The organism is Rhizobium sp. S152 (assembly GCF_030380735.1).
Lineage (GTDB): Bacteria > Pseudomonadota > Alphaproteobacteria > Rhizobiales > Rhizobiaceae > Rhizobium.
This window is the reverse complement of the sequence record NZ_JAUDRZ010000008.1, coordinates 452,336-477,668: the sequence shown is the minus strand read 5'-3', so window position 1 is coordinate 477,668 and position 25,333 is coordinate 452,336. Positions and strand designations below refer to the sequence as shown.

Sequence of the window (25,333 nt, the reverse complement as noted above, 5' to 3'; positions counted from 1 at the left end):
ATCAGCCGACGATGCCCAGCGTGATCACCGCCAGGATCGCGTAACGCGCGGTCTTGGCGATCGTCACCAGAAGCAGAAAGACCGGCAGCGGCTCGCGCATGACGCCGGCGACAACGGTGATGGGATCGCCGACGACGGGCAGCCAGCTTGCCAGCAGCGACCATTTTCCATAACGCCGATACCAGCGCTGCGCCCGATCGAGCGCCGCCTCCCCCACCGGAAACCACCGCCTGTCGCGAAAGCGCTCGATGCCTATGCCGAGCAGCCAGTTGATCAGCGAACCGAGGACATTGCCGACGCTGGCGACTGCGACCAGCAGCAACGTGGAATATTGCCCGGAGAGAATGAGCGCGACGAGGCCGGCTTCCGACTGCGCCGGCAGGATAGTCGCGGCAATCAACGAGATGGCGAAGAGGCCGGCATAGGCCGCGAGGGTGGTCATGTCGCGCTCGGCTCGGTGGTCTGCATGGTGGGGCTTTCAAATGGCGACAGATGTGGGGTTTTCATGATCATGTTGCGGGGCTGGGCGCAAGCGTTAGGAAACCATCAAAGCCCGCGCAACCGATGATGCGGCCTTCCGGGCGGCGCTGCTGACGGATGCCGTGGAACTGCTTCTGTCCGGTGATGTCGAGACCGGCAAAGCCGTACTGCGCGATTTCATCAATGCCACGATCGGCTTCGAGAAGCTTGGCGAACTCACCGATACACCGGCCAAGAGCCTGATGCGGATGTTCGGGCCGAAAGGCAATCCGCGCGCCGACAATCTCTTCGGCGTGATCCGTCGGCTTCAGGAGGAAACCGGCGTGCATCTCGCCGTCGCTGCCGCCTGAGGCTGGCACTATCACATCGGGCGCGCTATTCCCAATCCATGCAGAAGATTCTCGTCAGCGCCTGCCTCATGGGCCATGCCGTTCGCTATGACGGCAGGGCAAAGCCGCTCGTGCATCCTGTTCTTGAGCGCTGGCGGGCGGAGGGACGGCTGGTGACGATCTGTCCGGAGATGTCGGCCGGCATGCCGGTGCCGCGGCCGCCGGCGGAAATCGCCGATGGTGCAGGAGGCGAGGACGTGCTTGAGGGTACGGCGCGCGTCGTCGAGGTGTCGGGCGGCGACGTGACGGATGCCTTCGTGATCGCGGCGGAAAACGCCCTGAAGCTCGCCACGGAGACCGGTTGCCGCTACGCCCTGCTGATCGATGGCAGCCCTTCGTGTGGCTCTGGCTTCATCTACGACGGTTCGTTTAGCGGCAGCAGACGCGATGGGGCTGGCGTGACGGCGGCGCTGCTGCGGCGGGCGGGCGTCGCGGTCTATTCGGACCGGGAAGTGGATCGGCTTGTGGAGGTGATCTGGGATTGACGCCACCGCCGGGTATGTTTGGAGCACTTCGCAAGGTCCACTCACGTCGAGCAAGTGGAGCTGTTGGCAGATGCTCGGCACAAGACCGAGCATGACGTCGAGGGTGGCGTGACGGCACAGAGAAGTGCGAGCTAGCGAATACCAACCATCTGTTTCTGCATCGGAAATCCATCCGCGACGTCATCCTCGGCCGTCGTGCCGAGGATCTAAGCACGCCGCCAGGAGTTCAGCGGCGCGGGTTTAAAAGGTCGCCAAGTGTCCATTGCCGTCGCTGCAGGCGCCGTTGGCAAATCAGCAGGTCGAACTGTAGGTCACCCAAAGTTGCACGCTGAAAAGCAAACGGCCGCCGGATCGCTCCGGCGGCTTTCGTTGTCATTCCTTGCTCGACCGCTCAGGCCGCGCGGCGGGTCTGCATCGAGCCTTGGTGGCCGGAGCCGACGCGGAAGCCGTGGATGAGGTTCAGCAGTTCGTCGGTGTCGCTGGCGAGCGATTCCGCCGATGCCGTGGTTTCCTCCGCCATGGCGGCATTCTGCTGGGTGGCGGCGTCGAGCTGGTTCATCGAAGACGATATCGAGCGCAACGTCGTGTCCTGTTCGGAAGCGCTGTGGGCGATCTTCGCGACGATCTCGCTCGCCGACTTGATCTGGTCGGAGATGCGCTTCAGCGCGGCACCGGCCTCGCCGACGAGACGGACACCGTGATCGACCTGACCGGACGAGCGGGCGATCTGGTCCTTGATCTCCTTGGCGGCGGCGGCCGAGCGCTGCGCCAGTTCCCGGACTTCCTGGGCGACGACGGCGAAGCCCTTGCCGGACTCGCCGGCGCGCGCAGCCTCGACACCGGCGTTCAGCGCCAGGAGGTTCGTCTGGAAGGCGATATCGTCGATCACGCCTATGATCTTGCCGATCTCGTTGGACGAGTTCTCGATGCCGCTCATCGCCTCGATCGCCTGAGTGACGACCTGGTCGCTGCGGGTGGCCTCCGAGCTGACTTCCTGGACGCGCTTGCTTGCCTCATGCGCGCCTTCGGCGGTCTGGCGGACAGCCACGGTGAGCTCGTCGAGGGCCGCCGAGGTTTCCTCCAGGCTGGCGGCCTGGCGCTCGGTGCGCTGCGAGAGGTCGTTGGAAGCCCGGCGGATTTCTTCCTTGCTGACGGCGATGTCGCCACCCTTGGAGCTGACCTTGGCCATGGCCGCTTCAAGATGCGACAGGGCGTCGTTGAAGTTGTCGCGCAGGGCGGCGTATTTCTGGCCGAGATCGGCGCAGCGCACCGTCAGGTCGCCGCGGGCGATCTGTTCCAGAGCGGTGCCGATGGTGGCGACGACGTGGGTCTGCGCGGCGGCTTCGTCACGCTGCAGACGCTGGCTGTTTTCGCGTTCGCCGTCCAGCGCCATCTGCTGCGCGGTTTCGCGCTCGGACATGGCGTGGCGCTCGCGGACCTTTTCCTGAAGCGCCTGTGTCGCCTTCGCCATCATGCCGATTTCGTTGTTCATCTCGGTGTGCGGGATGGTGACGGTGACATTCTCGTCGGCAACGGCGCGCAGGGCGTCGTGGATGCGGGTGAGCGGCGTCGAGATGCTGCGTACGACATAGACCGCGGCGGCGGTGCCAAAGAGCAGGACGACGATGCCGGCGGAAATCGCCTTGAGGATCGTTGACCGCACCTCGGCATCTAGATCGTCGAGATAAACGCCGGTGGCGATGGCGATCTGCCAGGGTTCGAACGACTTGGCATAGACCACCTTGCGAACAAGGACGTCGGCCGGCTGGCCGGGCTTCGGGCCGTAGAAATCGACGATGCCGCCGCCGGCCTTGCCGACCTTGACGATCTCGTCGCGGTACATCTTGCCCTGACTATCAGGCACGCCCTTGCTGCTCTTGTTCAGCTTCGCGCCGTCATAGTGAACACGCAAGACCACATCGTTGTCGTAACCGATAAAATAGCCGTCCGGCTCGAAGCGAAGGTTGCTGAGCGCCTTGAAGGCCTGGGCCTGCGCCTGATCACGTGTGAGTTCTCCCGACTTTTCGCGGTCGTAATACTGCTGCAACAGCGATATTCCCGATTCCGCCTGGGTGCGCAGCATATCGTAGCGCTCATTGTAGATCGCGGTGGTGGATGCACTGATCTGCAGGTAGGAGGCGATGCAGAATGCCACCATCAATCCTGCCACCAGCAGCGAAAGCTGCCGGGAAATCTTCAAATTCTTCATTGTGCCTCGCAACGGAGCTCGGTTGGGATATCCGGCGTGGCGTCCTACCACGTATGCGAGGGCTGATTGGCCACCCGCTGCTACTGCTGCGAAATCGACATGCGGCTACCGGTCGAGGCTAGAAATGGTAGCTTTATTCTAAGAAAGGTTTAACCACGATCTAGATGTTCATGTGATGCTTAAATTAGGAAGTGTTCTTGAGTTCGAAAGAAAAATGCGCCCCTGCTTCTCTTCAGGGACGCATTTTATCCACCTTTGGTGGAACCCGACCGACCAGAAACTTGGGCGGATGGGGCAGGGAACTGTGAAACTTACTGCCTAAGCTTGAAGGTAGAAACGTCAAGCGGCGCCTTTTGTTCCGGCGCCTGGCCGGCCATGCCGGCGGCAACGGGCTTGGCGCCGCTGCCGATGACCACCGATGTTGTCTCCATCCGGTCGACGCCCTCCATGACAGGCGCGGATGCCGTCATAGTTGCAATCGGCGCCTTGGTCACGAAAACGATCGGCGAGCCGCCCATCCAGCCTTCGGTCCGATAGAGCTTCTTCTCACCGCCGATGTCGCGGACCTGCGACGACTGCAGCTCGCCCTGCGGCAGCGAGGGAACGGTATAGTCCTTCTTGCGCTCGATCACGGCGAGCGGCGGGCAGGTCTGGCATGTGGCGGTGATGATGCTGCCGCTATCAACGGCAGTGCCCTTGCCTACCACCTCGATCGAGGATGCCGAGGCAGCGGAACCCGCCGCGAATGCAATGACGACACCCAGAAATACCTGACGCATGGAACCACTCCGTCTCACCTTGGGCACAGGTTTAACCGAGCTTTGTTTCCATCCCGTCAGGGCAAAGGGTAAAAATTTAGGGAACTGACCCGATTTCGTGGTCGCGTCAGACTTTTTCGCGCTTGATCGCCTGCCAGCCGATATCGCGGCGGCAGAAACCATTGTCCCATTCCACCTTGTCCAGCAGGGCATAGGCGCGGGCCTGGGCCTCGCCCACCGTCTTGCCCGTCGCGGTGACATTCAGCACGCGGCCACCGGTGGCGACCAGCGCGCCGTCCTTCAGCGCTGTGCCGGCATGAAACACCTTGGCGCCCTCGCCTGCTTCGGGGATGGACTTGATCGGCGTGTTCTTGTCATAGGAGCCGGGATAGCCCTTGGAGGCCATGACGACGGTCAGTGCCGGATCGGCGCTCCATTCGGCCGAGACCTTGTCCAGCGTGCCGGTGGCGGTCGCATAGAGGATCGGCAGGAGATCGCTCTTCAGGCGCATCATCAGCACCTGGCATTCGGGATCGCCGAAGCGGACGTTGTATTCGATCAGCTCCGGGCCTTTCGCGGTAATCATCAAGCCGGCGAAGAAGACACCGGAGAAGGGATAGCCACTCTCGGCCATCCCCCGCATGGTGGGCTCGATGATTTCCTTCATCGTGCGCTCGACCATCTCGGGCGTCATGACAGGCGCCGGAGAATAGGCGCCCATGCCGCCGGTGTTCGGACCCGTGTCGCCCTCGCCCACCCGCTTGTGGTCCTGGGCGGTGGCGAGCGCCAGCGCGTGCTTGCCGTCGCTGAGGCAGAAAAAGCTTGCCTCTTCACCATCGAGGTAGGCCTCGACCACGACTTCGGCACCAGCGGCGCCAAACGCACCCTCGAAGCAATCGTCGACGGCGGCAAGCGCCTCATCGACGGTCATCGCGACAGTCACGCCCTTGCCGGCGGCAAGGCCATCGGCCTTGACGACGATCGGCGCGCCCTGCTCGCGGATATAGGCCTTGGCCTTGGGGGCATTGTTGAAACGCTGGTAGGCGCCGGTCGGGATATCATAGCGGGCGCAGATATCCTTGGTGAAACCCTTGGAGCCCTCGAGCTGGGCGGCGGCGGCCGACGGACCGAAGACGGCGAAGCCTTCGGCGCGCAGGCGATCGGCAACGCCCGCGACCAGCGGGGCTTCCGGGCCGACGACGACGAAATCGATCGCATTGTCCTTGCAGAAGGCGACGACGGCGTCGTTGTCCTCGGTGTTGACGGGGACGAGCGTCGCGTGTTCGGCGATGCCGGGATTGCCGGGGGCGGCATAGAGCTTGGTGAGTTCGGGCGATTGCGCCAGCTTCCAGGCCAATGCGTGCTCGCGTCCGCCCGATCCGATCAACAGAACCTTCATGCCCGTCCCTTTCCAGTTTGTGAGTGGCGGTTAAGGGCAGAGCGGCCAAAGGTCAAGCTCAAAGGCTACCAGCCGCCTCCACCGCCACCACCGCCGCCGCCGCCGGAGAAACCGCCACCGCCGCCGCTGCTGCCGCCGAAGGCGGAGGACGAGCTGGGTGGCGGGCTCGGGAGCGTCGAGGCGATGGTCGAGGCCATCGAGGAGGAGAAGCCGCCGATGCGGTCGGAGAAGTTGCCGCCGCCGAAGTTGCCGGAATACCAGCCGGGCTGATAGGCGGCGGCACCCGCGACGCCTGCGGCGGCCGCGGCAAGCCAGGTCTCGAAGGTGCGGCTCCACGGCTTTTCGACACCGAGGGCGACCGCATAGGGCAGCAGTTTTTCGAAATGCTGCGGCGACATCTCCGGGACACCGGCCATGTTCATCCGGTCCTTTTCGGCCAGCGTCAGATATTGCCGCAGGCCATCGATACCATCCATCATCTTCGAGCCGAGCGGCGTCGGCGCACCCATGATGAAGACATAGAGGATGTTCAAAAGCACGATGCCGCCGACCGCGAAGAGCATCGGCGTTTCGTGGATCTCCATCAGCGACGACAGCAAGGACATGAGCAGCGTCGCGAACATACTGAAGCCGACGAAGACGGCGATGGCGATCGACACCACCGCCATGATCTTGCTGCCGAGTGGCTTTCCGGGACGCAGCGACTTCGCGAAACCGCCGACGAAGACGGAGATGAACACGGTAACGACGATCGGCACCACCATCGCCACGATCGTCTCAGGCTCCAGCGAACCGAAGACGAAGAGCACAATCAGGCAGACGACGCTGAGGACAACGCCGCCGATCGTGTAGCCGGCGTTGGAATTATAATACTTGCCGCGATGCTCGCGCTCGATGGCGGAGCGGAACTTCTCGCCGACCGATTTGACGCGCTCGCCATTGGACTTGTCGATGGTGAGCGAACCCTTGGCGCCGACGGCGTTGAGCAGGCTCGCCTCTCCGGCTTCCAGTTTCGCGCCGGTCACGGACTTGTCCGTGCGACGGATGATGATCGAGTTCTTCAGGTCCTCAAGCACGACGAAGCCGCGCACCGCGAGATTGAGTGCCGTGGCCGACAGCGCCGTCCAGCCCTGGCCGGAAAAGCCGCGATTGTCGATGTAGTTGACCAGCGCCGGCGAGATGCCATCGGGCGCATCCCAGCGCGGGACGACGACGCCGCGCTGGGGATCGCGGCCAACCTTCAGCCAGGAGCGAGTGTAGTAGAGGAAAACCAGGATGAGGCCGCCGAAGCCGATGAGGTAGTCGCGATTGTCGCTCAGCCACCAGCGGTTCGCATCGCTGCCGGATGGCGGATCGATCGAGCCCTTCGGCATCTTGATGGCGATGGTCAGCCCCTCGTTCGTGCCGAGCGGCGCGGTAGTGGCGAAGGTGGCACGGCTGCCGCTGACGCTGGCGCGGGCGTCTTCCCCGGCCGCCCCTTGCGGGCCGGTGAAGAAGGCGGTGTCGGTTGCGCTTACGCCCGGGGGAAGCGTGACGTTTGCCTGGACCGACTGGATCGGGAAGATCCAGCCATTGCCGGTGACGTTCCAGTAGAGTTCGTCGTGATCGTCGAAATAGCGGATCTGGCGGCCGGTGCGGTAGGTGAAGACATATTGGTGGCGACCGTAGTTCAGCATAACATCGGCGGAGCCGGCATAGATGCGGATGCCGTTGGTGATGGTTTCCGTGCGCCAGGGTTCGTCATGGCCGTCGCGCTTGACCGAGACGACGTCGAAATCGACGCGGATGGTGCGGCCGTCGGCGTTCTTTTGGGTCAGCGGAAAATCGCGGAAGATGCCGCGGCGGATCTGGTTGCCCTCGGCATTGACGGTGATCGTCTCCGACACCGTCATCATGCCGTTCTTTTCCAGCGCGATGTCGGAAACGTAGGAATTGATGATCTCGGCCGCGAGCGACGGGCCTGCGGCGGCCATCAGGAACAGTGCAAAGCAAAGGCCGAAAAGCCGCCGGATCATCTCATTCCCCCACAAGCGGCCTCAGCCGCCCTTTATCGTCTCAGTCCTCGTCCGCATACTCCACGCCGAGCCCGGCCAGCATCCGCCAGTAGGACGGGAAGGTCTTGCCGACGCAATCCGGGTCGAGAATGGTGATGCCATCGATCTTCAGGCCGGCCAGAGCGAAGCTCATGGCGATGCGGTGATCGGCAAAGGTGTCGATATCAGCCGGCAGATGCTGGCCTGATAGTGCCGGATCGGAGGCGACGATCAGGTCGTCGCCATCCTCGGTCGCCAAGCCTGCGCGGATGTTGTTGAGGCCGGTCGAGACGGCGTGGATGCGATCGCATTCCTTGACGCGCAGATTGGCGATGCCGACGAAGCGCACCGGCGTCTCGTTGAAGGCGGCCAGCACGGCGATGGTCGGCACCGCATCCTGCATCTGCGAGCCGTCGATTTCGGCGGGAAGATGCGGGAACTGCCGGATGACGTCGTAGGCTTTCGCGTCCGGCTGGGTGAAATCCTCATTGGCGACGCCGAGGTCGATCGTGCCCTTGGTCAGCACTTCGGCGGCCCAGAGATAGGTGGCGGCGGAGGCATCCGGCTCGACGACGAAATCGGTGGCGGTGTAACCGGTCGGCTCGATGACCCAGGAGGACGGTGTCGGCTGGCTGACCTTGGCGCCGAAGGCGCGCATGGCTGATAGCGTCAGGTCGATATAGCCGCGCGCGCCGATATCTGCACCGGCAAGCTCGATGGTGAACGGCTCGGAACCGCAGGCCGCCGCCATCTGCAGGGCGGAGACATACTGGCTCGATAGGCCGGCATCGATGACGACCTTGTTCTTGGTGAAGCTGCCTGATGCGTCGATGGTGACGGGCGGGCAGCCGGTAGGCGCCTCGATGGCGACACCAAGCGATTTCAGGGCATCGACCAGCGGCTTGATCGGCCGCTTGCGCATATGCTCGTCGCCATCGACGACATAGCGGCCATGGCCGAGCGCCAGCGCTGCCGTGAGAAAGCGGGTCGCGGTGCCGGCATTGCCGAGGAAGAGCGATGCTGCGGGCGCCTTGAGCTCGCCGGTGCCGGTGACGACGAAGGTCGTCGCATCGGGCTCATCCACCGTCACGCCCATGGCGCGCAGGGCGTCGGCCATATAGCGCGTGTCGTCGCTCTTCAGCGCGCCGGTCAGCCGGCTGGTACCCTTGGCGAGACCGGCGAGCAGCAGCGCGCGGTTGGTGATCGACTTCGAGCCGGGAGGCACGGCGCGGCCGGACAGCGGCGCGGAGGCCGGGATGATCGTGAGCTTGTCTTTACTCATTACCTTGTCTTTTCCGTCTTTGCGCAACGGCCATGTCAGGCCGTTATCATGCCCTGCTCATAGCAGCTTTTCAGCAAAGGCAAATGCCTGTTATCAGAACTTTCGGGATCAGAACTTTACGCTCGGAACGGCGCGATCGGCCTCGTTGGTGATCTCGAAATACTCGCGTTTCTGGAAGCCGAACTGATTGGCGACCAGATTGGACGGGAAGCTCTCGACCTTGACGTTGAGATCGCGGGCGGCACCGTTGTAATAGCGGCGGGCCATCTGGATCTCGCTTTCCATGGTTTCCAGCGAGGTCTGCAGTTCGCGGAAATTCTCGTTGGCCTTGAGATCGGGATAGGCCTCTGCAAGCGCCATGACGCGGCCAAGGGCGGCGCCCAGCAGACCTTCGGCCTGCGCACGACCGGCGACATCGCCTGATGGAACGGCCTGCGCCTGGTTGCGGAGCTTGACGACCTCTTCGAGCGTCGTCTTCTCGTGGGTGGCGTAGCCCTTCACCGTTTCGATCAGGTTGGGGATCAGATCGGCGCGGCGCTTCAGCTGCACGTCGATGCCGGACCAGGCTTCCTCGGCCATCTGCCGTGCGCGCACGAGGCCGTTATAGACGAAGACCGCATAGAGCGCGATCAGGACGATGATGCCTAGAATAATATACATCGCGAATCCCCCAGGACGACGTAAAGGTCGGCCGGGAGACTAGGCGGGTTGACCGCGCTTGTCATCCCGCCTTCGTGTTTTCACCGGTTGCCCTTACTCAAGCAGCCTTGTTGGCGAGGTTGACGCCGCCGGCATCGGTCAGGAGGAAGGCTTCACCGCAGGCCTTGGCGAGCGTGCGCACGCGCAGGATATAGCTCTGGCGCTCGGTGACCGAGATCACGCCGCGCGCGTCCAAGAGGTTGAAGACATGGCTGGCCTTGATGCACTGGTCGTAGGCCGGGAAGACGCACTTGTGCAGCTTGTGGTTATCGCTGTCACCCGGTGCGCCGGCGGCGAGAAGCGCCTGGCATTCCTTCTCGGCATCGATGAAATGACGATGCAGCATCTCGGTGTTGGCGAATTCGAAGTTGTGGCGCGAATATTCCTGTTCGGCCTGCAGGAAGACATCGCCGTAAGAGATCTTCTCGTCGCCTTCGCGGCCGTTGAAGTTCAGGTCGTAGACGTTGTCGACGCCCTGGACATACATGGCAAGACGCTCGAGGCCGTAGGTAAGCTCGCCCGCGACAGGCGAGCATTCGAGGCCGCAGACCTGCTGAAAGTAAGTGAACTGCGAGACTTCCATGCCGTCGCACCAGCACTCCCAGCCGAGACCCCAGGCACCCAAGGTTGGGCTTTCCCAGTCGTCCTCGACGAAACGGACATCGTGCAGCAGCGGATCGAGCCCGATCGCCTTCAGCGAGCCGAGATAGAGCTCCTGCAGGTTCGGCGGGTTCGGCTTCAAGATGACCTGGTACTGATAGTAATGCTGCAGGCGGTTCGGGTTTTCGCCATAGCGGCCGTCGGACGGGCGGCGCGAGGGCTGCACGTAGGCGGCCTTCCAGGGCTTGGGGCCGAGCGCGCGCAGCGTGGTCGCCGGATGGAACGTGCCGGCGCCGACTTCCATGTCGTAAGGCTGCAGCACCGCGCAACCCTTGTCCGCCCAGTAGCTGTGCAGGGTCAGGATCAGCGCCTGGAACGAGCGCTTCGGGTTCATATGGTCGGGGATGCTGGATGCGGACATGAGGTTGGTCGCCGTTCAATTGGTTCGATGCGGCGACAGGTGCCACGGGCGGCGGTGAGGGTCAAGGGTTTCGCCTTGCGATCTCCTTACCCCACAGTTTGCAGGGAGGACAAACAGCGTTCATTGGCTTATAACAAGGCATGCTTTGCCTTGGAGACGGCCAATGAATATCAAAAACGCCGTGACCCTATCGGATGAGGATCTTCGCTATGCGGAAGAGCTTGTCGAGAACGGGCGGTTCCCCAGCGTATCCGACGTGATCAGCGCGGGTCTGACGCGGATGCGGATGCTTGATCGTGTGTCCGAGGATCCGTTGGCCGGAATGGCGGACGAAATCCGACGGCGCGCGGAACTGCCCGAGGATCAAAGGATTCCTTTCGACGGCGACACCATGTTCGATGAGATAAGAACACTTATTCGCGAGCGGAAGGCGGCCAAGGTGCATGGCGTATAGGGTTACGCGCCATCCCCTGGTCAAGACCGATCTGGTCGATATTACCATTTTGGTCGGCGAGTATGCCGGCTACGATGTGGCTGAAACGAAGATCAACGAAATAGAGCGTAAGCTCCGTTCTCTTGCGGACTTCCCCAACATCGGCAGCATTCGAAGCGACCTCTATCCCAGCTTGCGGGCCGTGCCGGCATCGGAGAAGGCGGTTGTCTGCTTCACTGTCAACGACGAAGCTCAATCCGTCTTCATTCTATGCGTCAGCTATGGCGGCGCGAACTGGCAGGAGCGAGTTCGGGAGCGCGGCTAACGCCCCTCACTCCTCATCCTTCTTCAAATGATACTCTCCCGTCACCGGGTCCTTCACCAGCGTGCCGATCGCTCCGGTCTGCTGCTCCTTCTGGGCGCGGCGGGATCTTTCCTGAAGGCGCGTCGCTTCGGCGACGAAGCGGCGGTAGAGGAGCCAGGCGCCCAGGACGAGCACACCCATGATCAAAAGCTGCGGCATGTCGTCCGTTTTCGTCCTTCTGTCTTCCTAGCCTCAAAGGCCGTATCGGCTCCACAATGCCCTGTCTTCGGCGGTCTCGACAAGGCCGGCCGCGAAGCCGGAGGCGGCTCCTTCGAGCGATGATGATATGCCGGGAATGCGGCGTCCGAAAAGCCCCCTTGCAGGGGTCACGAGTTCGAGCTTGGTTTTCGAGCCGTAGCGCTTCTTCAGTTCCTGGCGCATGTCGCCGAGGCCGTCGATCAGCCCGAGTTCCAGGCCGCGCGTCCCGGTCCAGAACAGGCCGGAAAACACCGTCTCGTCATCCTTCAGCTTGCCGGCGCGGCGCTCGCGCACCATCGCGATGAAGACCTGGTGAATCTCCAGCTGCAGGGTCTTCAGATATTCGATGTCCTTTTCCTTCTCCGGCTGGAAGGGATCGAGGATCACCTTATTTTCGCCCGCCGTGTAGACGCGGCGCTCGACGCCGATCTTCTTCAGAAGCTCGGGGAAACCGAAGCCGCCGGAGACGACGCCGATCGAGCCGACGATCGAAGTGGGGTCGGCGATGATCTCGTCGCCCGAAAGCGCGATCATGTAACCGCCGGAGGCAGCCACATCCTCGACGAAGACGATGACCTTCTTCTGCTTCTCGCGCGCCAGTTCGCGGATGCGGGTGAAGATCAGCCGCGACTGAACGGGCGAACCGCCGGGCGAATTGATGGAGATGGCGACGGCGGGCGCGTCCTTGAAACCGAAGGCCTTTTCTAGCGTCTGCGCGGTCGAGGCAAGGTTCAGCGCCGGGCGGAACTGGCTGCCGCCGGTCATGATCGTGCCCTGCAGCCTGACGACCGGGATCACGATGCCCTCCTTGCGGAAGCGCTTCGGCATCAATTTTCTCAAAAATCCGGCCATTCCCATTCCTTCGTATAGGCTGCGTGAAACGTCACCTCCATGTATGCGTCACAACGGCAAACGCAATGGGCGAGACGCAAAACAACTGCGCGCAAAGTTTCTTGTTGCGAATGACTTGCATTATCATTCTAATCGGCCATATTGCTTCTATCGATAAAACAGGCGGATGCTGCATGGACATTATGACACCGAAGGCCAAGACGGGCTGGCGCCACGAGCGCGAGGAGGCCTCGCTTGCCGATGTCCACCGTTCGATCGGAACACAGAAGCACGCCTCGCGCTGGCGCCGCGCCATCGCATTCGTCGGCCCCGGATATCTGGTGGCCGTCGGCTACATGGACCCCGGCAACTGGTCGACATCGCTCGCCGGCGGCTCGAAGTTCGGCTATACGCTGCTGACGGTGGCGCTCTTGTCCAACCTGATGGCGATCGTGCTGCAATCGCTTTGCGCACGCCTTGCCATCGGCTCCGGCCGTGATCTGGCGCAGGCCTGTCGCGACGCCTTCCCGCGCTGGGTGTCGATCCCGCTCTGGCTGTTCGCCGAAATCGCGATCATCGCCACCGATATCGCCGAGGTGATCGGCACGGCCATCGGCCTCCACCTGCTGTTCGGCATTCCGCTCGAACTCGGCGTCCTCATCACCGCGCTCGACGTCTTCCTCATCCTCTATCTGCAGAAGATCGGCTTCCGCTTCGTCGAGGCCTTCGTGATCGCGCTGCTCGGGATCATCACCGTCTGCTTCGGCGTGCAGATCTTCATGGCCGATCCGCAGTGGGGCGAAGTGATCCGCGGCTTCTTCCCGACGACCGAGATCGTCTCCAATCCGGAGATGCTCTATCTGGCGCTCGGCATTCTCGGCGCCACGGTCATGCCGCATAATCTCTACCTGCATTCGGGCATCGTGCAGACCCGCGACTACGGCCACAGCCTGCCGGAAAAGCGCGAGGCGCTGACCTATGCGACGATCGATTCCACCGTGGCGCTCTGCTTCGCGCTTCTGATCAATGCCTCGATCCTGATCCTGGCGGCCGCCGCCTTTCATGCCAATGGACGCACCGACGTTGCCGAACTCGGCGAAGCCTCGTCGCTGCTGGCGCCGCTGCTCGGTCTTGCGCTGGCGCCGACGCTGTTCGGTATCGCGCTCTTATGCTGCGGCCTGAACTCGACGGTGACGGCCACCATGGCCGGGCAGATCATCATGGAAGGGTTCCTGAAGATCCGGTTGCAGCCCTGGATCCGGCGGTTGATCACCCGCGCCATCGCCATCGTGCCGGCCGGCTTCGTGACCATCTGGTATGGCGACGCGGGCACGGCCGAACTTCTGATCCTGACGCAGGTCGTGCTCAGCCTGCAGCTCTCCTTCGCGGTCTTTCCGCTGGTGATGTTCACCGCCAACAAGACGAAGATGGGCGACCTCGTGGCACCCCGTTGGCTCTCGGCCATCGCCTATACGATCGCCATCATCATCGCCGGGCTGAACATCAAGCTGCTGTTCGATTTTGTGATTGGCTAACGCCTCGAATAGGCCGCGCGCCCATTGTTGAGGTCGTCGACGAAGGGGGAGAACTTGTGGCTCCGATTATCGTCATGCATGATCAGCGGTGCGCGCAGCGACAGCCGGGCGCGCGAGCCCTTGATCGCGGTCACCAGGATGCGCACGGCGTTTTCGCCTTCGCGCGGGTGGATGGCGGTGATCTCGATGCCGCCGAAGCGACGACCGCAGGCGTCGATGATCTCGGCGATCGATTCCGGGCGGGCAATCAACGACAGCTGGCCGCCGGGGATCATGATGGCGCCGGCCGTGCGCAGCCAGCTTTCGAACAGGTCCTCGGTCATCGCATGCGCCTCGGCCTTCAGCGCATCCGGCGTCTTGCGGTCGCCGGGATCGTTGAAGGGCGGGTTGAGGATGACATGATTGAAGCTTTCGTCGATCAGGCCTGCATCGTTGCGCGCTTTGGCCTTCAGCGTCACATCCGCCTCGATGACAGTGACGCGGCCCAATATGTGGGCGTTTTCCTTGAGATCGAGACTGCGGCGGGCATAGTCGGCCATCTCGGCGGAACGCTCGAACAACACGACCTCGGCCTTCGGCAGCCGCGAGGCAACGGCGAGACCCGCGGCACCGGCGCCGGCGCCGAGATCGGCGACCTTGATCGCACGGTCATCGTCTACGAGCGCTGCAAGCAGCATGGCGTCCATCCCGGAGCGATGGCCCCTGCCCTTCGGCTGAAGAATGTGAAAACCGCCGCGGTGGAAGGCGTCGACGGTTTCGGTCACGGGCGTCGGCTCGCTGGTCACGGCGTCGCTCACTTCCGTTCGCGCAGTTCGTCGCCAAGACCGGCGTCGATGAGGATGCGGCGGGCGCGATCGGCCTGATCGTCCTCGACGAGCAGGCGGCGCGGCAGCATGCCGAGCGAGCCTTCCAGGATGCTCATGCCCTGGTCGGCGATGAAGCAATGGATGCCGGCATCCTTCATCAGGCTTTCCGCGAAGGAGAGCAGAACGGGATCGTTGGCTCGGATAAGTTCATGCATTTGCCGTGAAATCCCTTTCAAATTTACGCGACGTGGCAATTTCGCCTCTTGCCGCTCAAGCCGCCCCTTTCTATTGTCAAAAACAATGAGTGAACAGGAGTCCGGGTCGTTGGGCGTGGTCATACCGCTTGAAGAAAGCAAAAACAAACTGGCATCCGTCAAGCCTTTGGTGGATCTAACCAAGGCAGACATGGAGCGGGTCAACCAGTTGATCCTTTCGAAGGCCGGTTCAGACGTGCAGATGATCCCCGAAGTGGCGAACCATCTGATCTCGTCCGGCGGCAAGCGCCTGCGCCCGATGCTGACGCTCGCCTCTTCCGTGCTCTATGGCTACAAGGGCGAAAACCACATCAAGCTGGCGACCGCGGTCGAGTTCATGCACACGGCGACGCTTCTGCACGACGATGTCGTCGATGAAAGCGACCTGCGCCGCGGCAAATCCACGGCCCGGATGATCTGGGGCAACCAGGCAAGCGTTCTGGTCGGCGACTTCCTGCTCGGCCAGGCCTTCCGCATGATGGTCGATGTCGGCTCGCTCGATGCGCTCGACGTTCTCTCTTCCGCTGCTTGTGTGATCGCGGAAGGCGAAGTGCTGCAGCTTTCGGTCGCCAAGAACATGGAGACCACCGAGGACGACTATCTCTCGGTCATCCGCGCCAAGACGGCGGCGCTTTTTGCAGCGGCCGCCGAAGTCGGCCCGATCGTGGCGGATGCCGGCAAGGCCGGACGCAACGCCATGAAGTCCTACGGCATGAACCTTGGGCTGGCCTTCCAGCTGGTCGACGACGTGCTGGATTACGGCGGCAAGGCTGCCGATCTCGGCAAGAATGTCGGCGACGACTTCCGCGAAGGCAAGATCACGCTGCCAGTCATCCTTGCCTACCGCCGCGGTACCGAGGAAGAGCGCGCATTCTGGCGCAAGGCGATCGAGGGTGGCGAGAGCAGCGACCAGAACCTGGAACGGGCTCTCGGCCTGATCACAAAGTACGGCACGCTGAACGACACGATCGGCAGGGCCGTGCATTACGGAACGATCGCGCGGGATGCCCTCGCGCCGCTTCCCGACACGGCATGGAAATCGGCCCTGATGGAAGTCATCGACTTCTGCATCGAGCGCGTCAACTAATCGACGGTCACGGATCGCGGCTGATTTTATTGCGGGGCCGCTTCAAAAAAGCCATCCTGTTGTGAATCAGTCATTCTACTGATTTTGCAGTCGGGCGAGGCCGGCTGCCCTGTGAGAGAGGTTTTCTAATGCGGCAGACACGTGCCATCCGTCTTCTTTCGAGCGCAGCCTTGGCAGCGGTCCTATCGCTGGCAGCGCTCGGTGGCGCGAATGCCGAAGACGCGGCCAAGCCGGCCGATGCCGCCGCGACCGTGATGTTCGACCCCGACAGCGTCGACAGCTTCGCCGGCGCCTTTCTCGCGGCCCGCACCGCCGATGTCGACCACGACTATGAAACGGCGATCGAGCTCTATAAGAAGGCGCTGCAGTTCGAGCCTGGCAATCCCGAGATCCGCCAGCGGCTGATGATCTCGCTGCTGCTCAACGGCGACATCCAGGATGGCGTGAAATACGCCAACGACCTGAAGAAGGATTCGTCGGTCGAGCGCATCACCACGATCGTGCGCAGCATGGACGCCGTTCGCCGCGGCGAGTTCAAGAGCGCCGAAACGCTTCTGAAATACAACGGTCCCAATGATCTCGACCGGATGATGAACGACCTTCTGGCTGCCTGGGCACGCCTCGGCGCCGGCCGCGGCAAGGAAGCGCTGGCCATGGCGCAGAAGATCAAGGGCCCGGATTGGGTCGGCATCTTCAAGTCGTACAATGCCGGCGCCATCGCCATCGTCAACGGCGACATCAAGGCCGCCCGCCAGAACCTCAACGATGCCGTTCTCGACAAGGACGGCGGCGCGACCGCGCCCGATACCTTCATGCGCGCGGTGATCGCGCTTGCCCGCCTCGAGGCTTCGCAGGGCAACAAGCAGAAGGCGCTGGACGCGATCTCGGTGGGCGACAACCTGATCGCCAATTACGCGCCGCTCAACGCGCTGCGCCAGAGCATCGAAAAAGGCGAGAAGCAGGAACAGCAGGTGCAGACCGCCAAGCAGGGGGCCGCAGGCGTCCTCTTTTCGATCGGCGGCGCGCTGAACCGTGACGGCGCCGAGGATATCGTTTCGCTCTACCTGCAGACCGCCAAGGCGCTCGACCCCGACAGCGCCGACCTGCTGGTCATGCTTGGCGGCATCGCGGAAAAGCAGAACCAGATGGACCGCGCCATCGCGCTCTACAACCAGGTGCCTGACAACTCTCCGATGAGCCGCGTTTCCGAGCTGCAACTCGGCCTGGCGCTCGCGCAGGGTGGCAAGATCGAGGAAGCCCGCAAGCACCTGCAGGACCTGATCACCTCCGACCCCAAGGATGTGCGCAGCTATCTCGCCTATGGCAGCGTTCTCTCGGACGCCAAGGACTATGCGGCGATGGCCGCCAACTACGACAAGGCCGTTGAGGTCATCGGACCGCTGCCAGGCCGTGGCGCGTGGACCGTGTTCTTCCAGCGCGGCATCGCCTATGAGCGCCTGAAGAAGTGGGACCAGGCGGAGCCGAACTTCCGCAAGGCGCTGGACCTCAACCCGGACCAACCGCAGGTGCTGAACTATCTCGGCTATTCCTGGATCGACATGAACCGGAACCTCGATGAGGGGCTGACGATGATCCGCAAGGCCGTCGACCTACGTCCCGACGATGGCTACATCATCGATTCGCTCGGCTGGGCATATTACCGCCTCAACAAGTTCGACGACGCCGTGACCGAGTTGGAGAAGGCGGCGCAGATCAAGGCGGGCGACGCCACGATCAACGACCACCTCGGTGATGCCTACTGGCGCGTCGGTCGCAAGCTCGAGGCCGTCTACCAGTGGAACCGCGCGCTCAGCTCCGATCCGGAAGAAGCCGAAATCCCGAAGATCAAGGAAAAGATCGCGAAGGGTCTGCCGCAGGACGGCGACGACACCAAGGCCGCCGACAAGAAGCAGCCCGATCCCGCCCCGGTGGAGCCGAAGCCAGCCGACAAGAAGTCCTGATAGGCCATGCCTGATAAAGGCATGATCGTCGAGGACGCGTTCGCGAAGATCAATCTGGCCCTGCATGTGACGGGCCAGAGAGACGACGGCTACCATCTGCTCGACATGCTGGTGACCTTTGCCCGGCATGGAGACCGACTGGAATTTAGCACCGCCGACAAGGACAGCTTCGAGATGTCCGGGCGCTTCGGCGCCGCTCTCGGCGATGCGGGAGCGGACAATCTGGTTATCCGCGCCCGCGACCGGCTGCGCGATGCCGTGCTACAGGCAGGAGCCGATGCGCCGCCGGTTCATATCCATCTTCAGAAGAAGCTGCCGATCGCCTCGGGCATCGGCGGCGGCTCGGCGGATGCGGCGGCGACGCTGCGCGGGCTGTCGCGGCTGTGGAATATTTCGCTGCCTGCTTCGGTTCTGGATGAGATCGCCCTCGGCCTCGGCGCCGACGTGCCGATGTGCCTTCACAGCACGCCGCTGATTGCGCGCGGGATCGGCGAACTCATCGAACCCGTTGCCGACATGCCTCAATTCGCAATGGTGCTCGCCAACCCGCTGAAGGGCGTCTCCACGCCCGAGGTATTCCGCAGGCTTGGGACCAAGACCAATCCCCCCCTCTCGACCGGGAGAGCCGCGCACTGGCTCGACACCATCCGCTTGATGCGCAACGACCTGGAACCGCCGGCGCGCGCGCTGTTGCCCGAGATCGGCGAGATTTCCGCGATGCTGGCAGAACAGGGAGCCGACCTCGTGCGCATGTCCGGCTCCGGTGCGACCTGCTTCGGGCTATTCCAATCATTCGAGCTGGCAGAGGCGGCTGCGGTCATGCTTCACAGGCAGCGGCCGGACTGGTATTTCCAGGCTACGGAAACCATTCCCGGAGAGAACATGGACGGAGAGGAACATGGCAGGTCTTGACGAGCAGCGGCCGTTCATTCCGGTCGGCATCGCCGTTCTCACCATTTCGGACACGCGCACGGCCGCCGACGACCGCTCCGGCGATACGTTGGCGCAACGGATCACCGAGGCCGGGCACCGGCTGATGGACCGCGCGATCGTGCCGGATGACCGGCAGGCGATCTTTTCGCGCGTAAAGGCATGGACCGAGACCGACGGCATCGACGTCGTCATCACCACCGGCGGCACCGGCTTTACCGGCCGCGACGTGACGCCCGAGGCGCTGGAACCGCTGTTCGAGAAACGGATGGACGGCTTCTCGGAAGTGTTCCACCGCATCTCCTACGACAAGATCGGGACGTCGACGATCCAGTCTCGCGCCATGGCTGGCGTCGCCAACGCGACATTTATCTTCGTGCTGCCAGGCTCCCCCGGTGCCTGCAAGGACGCCTGGGACGGCATATTGAAGGCGCAGCTCGACTACCGCCACATGCCCTGCAATTTCGTGGAGATCATGCCGCGTCTCGATGAGCATCTGAAGCGCGGCGCGGGCGGTTGAGCCTTCCCCTGCCCGCTTAGCGCGCGGCGCGGGCGACCCAGGAGGGGATCAGCTCGCTGGAGAGCTTGCGCAGCTTCTGGCCCTTGACGAATTCCGCCAGCCGCATGCCGTTCCTCGCGGCCGCGATCGCCTGTTTCTTCGACACGAGATAGCCAAGCTCCAGCGGCGGCGTGGAGCGGCCGATGCGGCGAAAGAACGGGCGGCGATAGCCGCGCGAGGCGGTGAAGCGGGCGGGTGTCTTGTTCAGCGACACATATTCGGCGATCTCGTCGATCCAGCCGCTCTGCGGACGGGCGCCGGGCTCGACGAAAAGCAGCCATTCGCCGCGCGCCGAGCGCAGCACGTCCTTGATATCCCACTGCTGGTGAAAGCGGCAGCCGGCGGCATCGGCCACGCGCGAGGTGCCGTCGCGAGATCCGTGATCCAGCACGACGACGTCGCACACGAGGCCCTCGACCGCACCTGCCACCAATACCGATAGTGTCTGCGCCAGCTCAGGTTCCTGATCGTGGCACTCAAGTAAAACCGTCAACATTGCCTATTCATAGAGCGGCGCACAAAATTTTTCCAGCGGCGATGTTCTCCATTTTTGTTCTTGTATTGTTCTCTTTTTGGCGATAGGAATCTAATCACAAGAACGGACGGGCGCACAACGTTTCCGTCGGTGGAGAATCCAATGAACGAACAGTCCCTTGCAGGGCAGGCCGCGTTTGCGCCTGCCAATACGGCGGATATTGCCGACGCAATGATCGTTTCTTCCGGTCTCAGGATCGAGGTGGACCGTCGTCGTGGCCGGGCAGCCGGGCTGAACCCGAGCGGCCGATTCGAGCCGCTGCGCCGAGAGGTCTATGACGACGGCTGGGAATCGCTGGAAGACCTGCCGCCATTCAGGACCGAAGTACAGATCGAGAAGCCGCGCACGGCGATTACCCGCAATGAATCGCCCGACATCCCGTTCGACCGTTCGATCAACCCCTATCGCGGCTGCGAGCACGGCTGCATCTACTGCTTCGCGCGGCCCACGCACGCCTATATGGGGCTTTCGGCGGGCCTCGACTTCGAGGCAAAACTGTTCGCCAAGCCGGATGCCGCCAGGCTTCTCGAGCGGGAACTGGCAAAGCCGGGCTACAAGCCGCGGGTGATCGCGATCGGCACCAATACCGATCCCTACCAGCCGATCGAGAAGGAGTGGCGCGTGATGCGGCAGATCCTCGAGGTGCTGGACAGGGCCAATCATCCCGTCTCCATCGTCACCAAGTCGGCGATGATCATGCGGGATCTCGATATCCTGGAGAGCATGGCAAAGCGCAACCTCGTGCGGGCGTCGCTGTCGGTGACGACGCTCGACCGCAAGCTGGCACGGACGATGGAACCGCGCGCCTCGACGCCGACGCGGCGGCTTGAAGCCATTCGGGCGCTGGCCGAGGCCGGCGTACAGACATCCGTCATGGCGGCGCCGATGATCCCGGCGCTGAACGATCACGAGCTGGAGCGCATTCTGGACGCGGCGCAGGCCGCCGGCGCCACCGAGGCCGGATATGTCATCCTGCGCCTGCCGCTTGAGGTTTCGCCGCTGTTTCGCGACTGGCTGCTGCAGAATTATCCCGACCGCTACCGCCACGTCATGTCGCTGGTGCGCTCGATGCGCGGCGGCAAGGATTACGACGCGGAGTTCGGCAAGCGGATGAAAGGGGCCGGTCCCTATGCCTGGCAGATCTCCCGCCGCTTCGAGATGGCGACGAAACGGCTTGGCATGACGAGGCGCAGCATGCCGCTTCGCGACGATCTCTTCGTGCCGCCGGATGGCAGCGGCGTGCAGCTGTCGCTGCTCTGATTTTCTCAGCATGTCTTTATCCCGAAACCGGTGACCACTTTCGGGAGACATGCCTCAGCTTCGCGGACGGCTGCCCTGCCCGTCCGCGCTCAAGTCCCCGGTGTGCCGCCCTATCCGGGGACTTGCAGGAAATCGGGTTGGCGTGCGAGGTTCAGCCGCATGAAACGTCGCACGCCACCCGATTCTCCTATGCTCTTCGAAGATGTCCCGCTGGTGCCGGATTTCCGGCTCGAGCTGAAGGCGCGCAAGGCCGGCCACTGGCCGGTTGCCGGTGCCGATGAAGCCGGTCGGGGGCCGCTCGCCGGTCCCGTCGTCGCCGCAGCGGTCATTCTCGACCCGAAGCGCATTCCCGAGGGACTGAACGATTCCAAGCAGCTTTCGGCGCAGAAGCGGGAAGAACTGTTCGTTCAGATCCTTGCGACCGCCACGGTCGCCATCGCCTCCTCCTCGTCCACGCGCATCGACGACACCGATATCCGCAAGGCGAGCCTCGACGCCATGCGACGGGCGATCATGGGCCTCGCCATTCCGGCGAGCTACGTGCTCACCGACGGGCTCGACGTGCCTCCCGGGCTCGAATGCCCCGGCCAGGCGGTCGTCAAGGGCGATGCGCGCTCGGTCTCCATTGCCGCCGCCTCGATCGTCGCCAAGGTCACCCGCGACCGGATGATGGCGCGCGCCGATCTCATCTTCCCCGCCTATGGCTTCGCTGCGCATGCCGGCTACGGCACCGCCCAGCATCGGGCCGGCATCGAGCAGCACGGCCCCTGCCCGCTTCATCGCATGTCGTTCCGGCCGCTGAAGAAGACGCTCGTCATCGAAGGCGAGTGAACGCTCGCCTGCCTCGCCCATCGCAAACGCCCATCCCGAAACGAAAAAACCCCGCCGAAGCGGGGTTCTTAAAAAGCAGTGCGACAACGTTAGTTGAGGCGGGTCTTCACCTGGCCCAGCGCGTTGCTGAAGAGTTCGGACTGAACCTTCGCATCGGCCTTCTTCGCCAGAACGGATTCAGCAGCAGCGATCGCCAGATCGACGGCAGCAGAACGAACCTGCTTCATCGCGTCGGCTTCCGCCTGCTTGATCTTCGCCTCGGAAACCGCAGTGCGGTTGGCGACGAATTCTTCCGTCTTCTTCTTGGCTTCGGCGGTGAACATTTCCGCTTCGCGCTCGGCGGCAGCCACGATATTGGCGGCTTCAGCCTCGGCTTCCTTGCGCTTGCGCTGATATTCGGCCAGCAGGTGCTGGGCCTCTTCGCGCAGGCGCTTGGCCTCGGAGAGTTCGTTGCGGATCTGATCGGCGCGGTCGTCGAGCGACTTGGCCATCATGCCCGGAACCTTGAGGTAAACCACCAGCGCCAGGAACAGGACGAGGCCAACGAATGCGAAGAATGTTGCGTCCAGTGCAAATTCCATCGATCAAGCTCCCTTCTTGGCGGCTGCGACGGCAGCGGCGACATCAGCCTTGGCAGCGGTGCCGCCGATGAGCTGTTCGACGACGGCGGTCGCGGTTTCCTCGGCGATCGTGCCGACGTCACTGAATGCCTTCGCCTTGATTTCGGCGATGCGGCCTTCGGCTGCCTTCAGCTTCTCCGAAAGATTGGCTTCAATAGCCTTGCGGTCGGCTTCGGCCTTCAGCTTGGCGGCGTCGCGGGCGGCCGTGCCGATCGCGTTCGACTTCGCACGGGCTTCGGCAAGTTCGGCTTCATAGGTCGCAACGGCTGCGTCGGCTTCCGCCTTCAGGCGGCCTGCCTCGTCGATATCCTGGCTGATGCGCGTGTGGCGCTGATCGAGGATACCGCTGATGCGCGGTGCGATGACCTTTTGCATGAGCACGAAGAAGACGCCAAACGTGATCGCCAGCCACAGGAGCTGCGATGCGAAGGTCGTCGAATCGAAAGGCGGAAACACACCGCCATGGTGTTCGGCTGGCACGCCAGTCTCGGTGTGGACCTCGCCTGCGGCCGGGGCAGCATGCGTATCGGTACCGGTCGTTGCACCAGTTTCTGCGGTTCCCGCCGGGGCTTCTTGAGCGTAAGCCGGGGTCACAAAAAACATGCTCACCTCCAGGTGTACTGCAAATGCAAAGGATCACGGCTTGCGGTCCGCAGGCCGTGATCCTTCAATGCGCCGAAATTAAACGGCGAAGAGCAGGAGGAGAGCGACGAGCAGCGAGAAGATGCCCAGAGCTTCCGTAACGGCGAAGCCGAATACCAGACGGCCGAACTGGCTGTCAGCGGCAGACGGGTTGCGCAGAGCACCCGAGAGGTAGCTGCCGAAGATGTTGCCGAGGCCGAGAGCCGTACCGGCCATACCAAAGCAAGCCAGACCTGCACCGATGAACTTTGCTGCTTCCGCTTCCATGTTGAACTCCTTTGAAATGGTTGTGTTGCGGCGATTTGACTGACGCCGGAAAGGCGTCAATGTCGGTATCCCTTAGTGGCCACCCGGATGGATCGCGTCGTTGAGGTACATGCAAGTCAGTACCGCGAAGACGTAAGCCTGGAGGAAGGCGACGAGGAACTCGAGACCGGTCAGGGCGACCGTCATGATGAGGGGAAGAACGGCTCCGCCGATACCCACGGCACCCAGCGCTCCCAGCGAGGCAACGAAGCCCGCGAACACTTTGAGGGTGATGTGGCCAGCCAGCATGTTCGCGAAAAGACGAACGGAGAGCGAAATCGGCCGGGACAGGAAGGAGATGATTTCGATCGCGACGACCAGCGGCAGCAGCAATCCGGGCACCCCTTGCGGAATGAACACGTTCAGGAAGCCGAAGCCGTGCTTGTAGAAGCCGTAGACCAGAACCGTGCCGATGACGAGCAAAGCGAGAGCAAAGGTAACGATGATCTGGCTGGTGATGGTGAAGAAGTAAGGGAACATGCCGAGCAGGTTTGCCGTCAGCACGAACATGAAGAGCGAGAAGACCAGCGGGAAGAACTTCATTCCCTTGGTGCCGGCGCCTTCCTTCAGCATGCCCGCGATGAACTCGTAGGACATTTCGGCGACGGACTGCGAACGGCCCGGCACGATGGCGCGGTTCGAGGTCGAGAAATACAGGAAGCCGGCGGCAACGGCCGCGGAAGCCACCATGAACAGCGATGCATTCGTAAACGAGAAATCAATTCCACCGACTTCGATCGGCACAATCTTCTGGATCAGGAACTGATGGGTCGGATCGTTAGACACCGCTTGTTCTCTCTATCTTTGGCCCGCATGACACGGGAGCTCTGCACTGGATCGAACGCCGGAGCGTCCGCCCTATTTATTGTCGTCGCTGCGACTGGCCGGGCTCGGTTTCGACACCTTTCCAGCCGCGCGCATAACGTTCAACACGCCAGCACCGAATCCAAGAAGAAGAAGAACCATCAACCCCCAAGGCGCAGTGCCGACAAAACGGTCGAAGAGATAGCCCAAGACGGCGCCGACGACGACGGCGGAAATGAACTCGCTCGAAAGCTTCATCGCCTGGGCGTAGCCTTTGCGACTTACCTCGGCGCGGGCCTCGTCGGCCTCGTCCTTCCCCGCTTCGATGCGCCTGGTCGCGAGTTTCGCTCCCAATTGCGCACGGCGCTCTTCTAGACTCTCCTCGCGGTCATCCGCCATCATGCTCTCCTCCGCCTGCCGCCGTCCGTTATGCCGCTACCCCGGTTTTCCGGACAACGACCCCAAGGCGAAAGAGCCTTCCGGCCCGCTTTGAAGTCGCGCGCAACATAGTTTTAGCAAAAAGCATAGTCAAGGCGTAGGCACCTGATGTCCAGCCATAAAATAACTGATCAGAAACATATGCTTAGGTCGATTTATCCGGCGCGGGACGGATTCAGTGGAA

At 62.7% G+C, this 25,333-nt stretch carries 29 protein-coding genes; 11 read left to right on the top strand and 18 right to left on the bottom strand.

Annotated elements, in window-relative coordinates; all coding sequences use genetic code 11:
* Nucleotide 1 precedes the first annotated feature (1 nt).
* The gene (locus QTL95_RS11875) at nt 2-442 is read right to left on the bottom strand and encodes a YqaA family protein (RefSeq protein ID WP_289720160.1); all 441 of its coding nucleotides are present in this window, start codon (nt 440-442) and stop codon (nt 2-4) included.
* A gap of 103 nt (nt 443-545) precedes the next feature.
* Between QTL95_RS11875 and QTL95_RS11870 the strand changes: the two genes are divergently transcribed.
* Entirely contained in the window at nt 546-830 is a 285-nt protein-coding gene (locus QTL95_RS11870; RefSeq protein ID WP_289720360.1) for a helix-turn-helix domain-containing transcriptional regulator, read from the top strand.
* 38 nt (nt 831-868) lie between these two features.
* Nucleotides 869-1,354: a DUF523 domain-containing protein gene (locus QTL95_RS11865; protein WP_289720159.1), complete on the top strand. Its 486-nt coding sequence runs from the start codon at nt 869-871 to the stop codon at nt 1,352-1,354.
* Between the two features lie 391 nt (nt 1,355-1,745).
* On the opposite strand, the gene QTL95_RS11860 is transcribed toward QTL95_RS11865, so the two are convergent.
* The 7 genes from QTL95_RS11860 to QTL95_RS11830 all read right to left on the bottom strand — a co-directional run bounded on the left by QTL95_RS11860 (nt 1,746) and on the right by QTL95_RS11830 (nt 10,755).
* Nucleotides 1,746-3,563, bottom strand: coding sequence for a methyl-accepting chemotaxis protein (locus QTL95_RS11860; protein ID WP_289720158.1), 1,818 nt, complete (start codon nt 3,561-3,563; stop codon nt 1,746-1,748).
* Nucleotides 3,564-3,874: 311 nt separating this feature from the next.
* The gene (locus QTL95_RS11855) at nt 3,875-4,342 is read right to left on the bottom strand and encodes a plant virulence effector HPE1-like domain-containing protein (protein WP_289720157.1); all 468 of its coding nucleotides are present in this window, start codon (nt 4,340-4,342) and stop codon (nt 3,875-3,877) included.
* A 106-nt stretch (nt 4,343-4,448) separates the two neighbouring features.
* Entirely contained in the window at nt 4,449-5,720 is a 1,272-nt protein-coding gene (purD, locus tag QTL95_RS11850) for a phosphoribosylamine--glycine ligase (RefSeq protein WP_289720156.1), read from the bottom strand.
* Between the two features lie 65 nt (nt 5,721-5,785).
* Nucleotides 5,786-7,735 carry a DUF2207 domain-containing protein gene (locus QTL95_RS11845; RefSeq protein ID WP_289720155.1) on the bottom strand — a complete coding sequence of 650 codons (1,950 nt, stop codon included), beginning with the start codon at nt 7,733-7,735 and terminating at the stop codon, nt 5,786-5,788.
* A 40-nt stretch (nt 7,736-7,775) separates the two neighbouring features.
* Nucleotides 7,776-9,035, bottom strand: coding sequence for a 3-phosphoshikimate 1-carboxyvinyltransferase (locus tag QTL95_RS11840; RefSeq protein WP_289720154.1), 1,260 nt, complete (start codon nt 9,033-9,035; stop codon nt 7,776-7,778).
* Nucleotides 9,036-9,143: 108 nt separating this feature from the next.
* Nucleotides 9,144-9,695 carry a LemA family protein gene (locus QTL95_RS11835; protein ID WP_289720153.1) on the bottom strand — a complete coding sequence of 184 codons (552 nt, stop codon included), beginning with the start codon at nt 9,693-9,695 and terminating at the stop codon, nt 9,144-9,146.
* A 97-nt stretch (nt 9,696-9,792) separates the two neighbouring features.
* Complete coding sequence (locus tag QTL95_RS11830) at nt 9,793-10,755, bottom strand: glycine--tRNA ligase subunit alpha (RefSeq protein ID WP_289720152.1); 963 nt, start codon at nt 10,753-10,755, stop codon at nt 9,793-9,795.
* Nucleotides 10,756-10,918: 163 nt separating this feature from the next.
* Here QTL95_RS11830 and QTL95_RS11825 point away from each other — a divergent pair, with 163 nt between their 5' ends.
* Both QTL95_RS11825 and QTL95_RS11820 read left to right on the top strand, forming a co-directional pair.
* Complete coding sequence (locus QTL95_RS11825) at nt 10,919-11,209, top strand: hypothetical protein (protein WP_289720151.1); 291 nt, start codon at nt 10,919-10,921, stop codon at nt 11,207-11,209.
* Nucleotides 11,199-11,513 carry a type II toxin-antitoxin system RelE/ParE family toxin gene (locus QTL95_RS11820; protein WP_289720150.1) on the top strand — a complete coding sequence of 105 codons (315 nt, stop codon included), beginning with the start codon at nt 11,199-11,201 and terminating at the stop codon, nt 11,511-11,513. The genes QTL95_RS11825 and QTL95_RS11820 overlap by 11 nt, the downstream gene beginning before the upstream one ends.
* 6 nt (nt 11,514-11,519) lie before the next feature.
* On the opposite strand, the gene QTL95_RS11815 is transcribed toward QTL95_RS11820, so the two are convergent.
* The gene (locus QTL95_RS11815) at nt 11,520-11,711 is read right to left on the bottom strand and encodes a hypothetical protein (protein ID WP_289720149.1); all 192 of its coding nucleotides are present in this window, start codon (nt 11,709-11,711) and stop codon (nt 11,520-11,522) included.
* A gap of 33 nt (nt 11,712-11,744) precedes the next feature.
* The gene (locus QTL95_RS11810; protein ID WP_289720148.1) at nt 11,745-12,602 is read right to left on the bottom strand and encodes a S49 family peptidase; all 858 of its coding nucleotides are present in this window, start codon (nt 12,600-12,602) and stop codon (nt 11,745-11,747) included.
* A gap of 173 nt (nt 12,603-12,775) precedes the next feature.
* On the opposite strand from QTL95_RS11810, the gene QTL95_RS11805 reads away from it, so the two are divergent.
* Nucleotides 12,776-14,116, top strand: a complete 1,341-nt coding sequence (locus tag QTL95_RS11805) for an Nramp family divalent metal transporter (protein ID WP_289720147.1) — start codon at nt 12,776-12,778, stop codon at nt 14,114-14,116.
* On the opposite strand, the gene QTL95_RS11800 is transcribed toward QTL95_RS11805, so the two are convergent.
* Both QTL95_RS11800 and QTL95_RS11795 read right to left on the bottom strand, forming a co-directional pair.
* A complete protein-coding gene (locus QTL95_RS11800) occupies nt 14,113-14,913 on the bottom strand; it encodes a tRNA1(Val) (adenine(37)-N6)-methyltransferase (RefSeq protein ID WP_289720146.1) in 801 nt (266 codons plus the stop codon). The two genes, QTL95_RS11805 and QTL95_RS11800, sit on opposite strands and share 4 nt — an antisense overlap.
* Nucleotides 14,910-15,137 carry a putative signal transducing protein gene (locus QTL95_RS11795; RefSeq protein WP_289720145.1) on the bottom strand — a complete coding sequence of 76 codons (228 nt, stop codon included), beginning with the start codon at nt 15,135-15,137 and terminating at the stop codon, nt 14,910-14,912. Before QTL95_RS11795 ends, QTL95_RS11800 begins: the two co-directional genes overlap by 4 nt.
* A 109-nt stretch (nt 15,138-15,246) precedes the next feature.
* Between QTL95_RS11795 and QTL95_RS11790 the strand changes: the two genes are divergently transcribed.
* The 4 genes from QTL95_RS11790 to moaB all read left to right on the top strand — a co-directional run bounded on the left by QTL95_RS11790 (nt 15,247) and on the right by moaB (nt 19,674).
* Entirely contained in the window at nt 15,247-16,263 is a 1,017-nt protein-coding gene (locus tag QTL95_RS11790) for a polyprenyl synthetase family protein (RefSeq protein WP_112534411.1), read from the top strand.
* Nucleotides 16,264-16,391: 128 nt separating this feature from the next.
* A complete protein-coding gene (locus QTL95_RS11785; protein ID WP_289720144.1) occupies nt 16,392-18,224 on the top strand; it encodes a tetratricopeptide repeat protein in 1,833 nt (610 codons plus the stop codon).
* 6 nt (nt 18,225-18,230) lie between these two features.
* Entirely contained in the window at nt 18,231-19,136 is a 906-nt protein-coding gene (locus QTL95_RS11780) for a 4-(cytidine 5'-diphospho)-2-C-methyl-D-erythritol kinase (protein WP_289720143.1), read from the top strand.
* Nucleotides 19,123-19,674, top strand: a complete 552-nt coding sequence (gene moaB / locus QTL95_RS11775) for a molybdenum cofactor biosynthesis protein B (protein WP_289720142.1) — start codon at nt 19,123-19,125, stop codon at nt 19,672-19,674. The genes QTL95_RS11780 and moaB overlap by 14 nt, the downstream gene beginning before the upstream one ends.
* A gap of 16 nt (nt 19,675-19,690) precedes the next feature.
* Here moaB and QTL95_RS11770 read toward each other — a convergent pair whose 3' ends face one another.
* Nucleotides 19,691-20,209, bottom strand: coding sequence for a glycosyl transferase (locus QTL95_RS11770; protein ID WP_289720141.1), 519 nt, complete (start codon nt 20,207-20,209; stop codon nt 19,691-19,693).
* A gap of 141 nt (nt 20,210-20,350) precedes the next feature.
* On the opposite strand from QTL95_RS11770, the gene QTL95_RS11765 reads away from it, so the two are divergent.
* Complete coding sequence (locus QTL95_RS11765; RefSeq protein ID WP_289720140.1) at nt 20,351-21,508, top strand: PA0069 family radical SAM protein; 1,158 nt, start codon at nt 20,351-20,353, stop codon at nt 21,506-21,508.
* 159 nt (nt 21,509-21,667) lie between these two features.
* Nucleotides 21,668-22,339, top strand: a complete 672-nt coding sequence (locus QTL95_RS11760; protein WP_289720139.1) for a ribonuclease HII — start codon at nt 21,668-21,670, stop codon at nt 22,337-22,339.
* 89 nt (nt 22,340-22,428) lie between these two features.
* On the opposite strand, the gene QTL95_RS11755 is transcribed toward QTL95_RS11760, so the two are convergent.
* The 5 genes from QTL95_RS11755 to QTL95_RS11735 all read right to left on the bottom strand — a co-directional run bounded on the left by QTL95_RS11755 (nt 22,429) and on the right by QTL95_RS11735 (nt 25,110).
* Nucleotides 22,429-22,920, bottom strand: coding sequence for a F0F1 ATP synthase subunit B (locus tag QTL95_RS11755; RefSeq protein WP_289720138.1), 492 nt, complete (start codon nt 22,918-22,920; stop codon nt 22,429-22,431).
* 3 nt (nt 22,921-22,923) lie between these two features.
* Entirely contained in the window at nt 22,924-23,562 is a 639-nt protein-coding gene (locus tag QTL95_RS11750; RefSeq protein WP_289720137.1) for a F0F1 ATP synthase subunit B, read from the bottom strand.
* A 78-nt stretch (nt 23,563-23,640) separates the two neighbouring features.
* Nucleotides 23,641-23,868 carry a F0F1 ATP synthase subunit C gene (locus tag QTL95_RS11745; RefSeq protein WP_003588243.1) on the bottom strand — a complete coding sequence of 76 codons (228 nt, stop codon included), beginning with the start codon at nt 23,866-23,868 and terminating at the stop codon, nt 23,641-23,643.
* Between the two features lie 72 nt (nt 23,869-23,940).
* On the bottom strand, nt 23,941-24,693 hold the full coding sequence (locus QTL95_RS11740) for a F0F1 ATP synthase subunit A (protein ID WP_289720136.1): 753 nt from the start codon (nt 24,691-24,693) through the stop codon (nt 23,941-23,943).
* Nucleotides 24,694-24,765: 72 nt separating this feature from the next.
* Nucleotides 24,766-25,110, bottom strand: a complete 345-nt coding sequence (locus tag QTL95_RS11735) for an AtpZ/AtpI family protein (protein WP_289720359.1) — start codon at nt 25,108-25,110, stop codon at nt 24,766-24,768.
* Between the last annotated feature and the right edge of the window lie 223 nt (nt 25,111-25,333).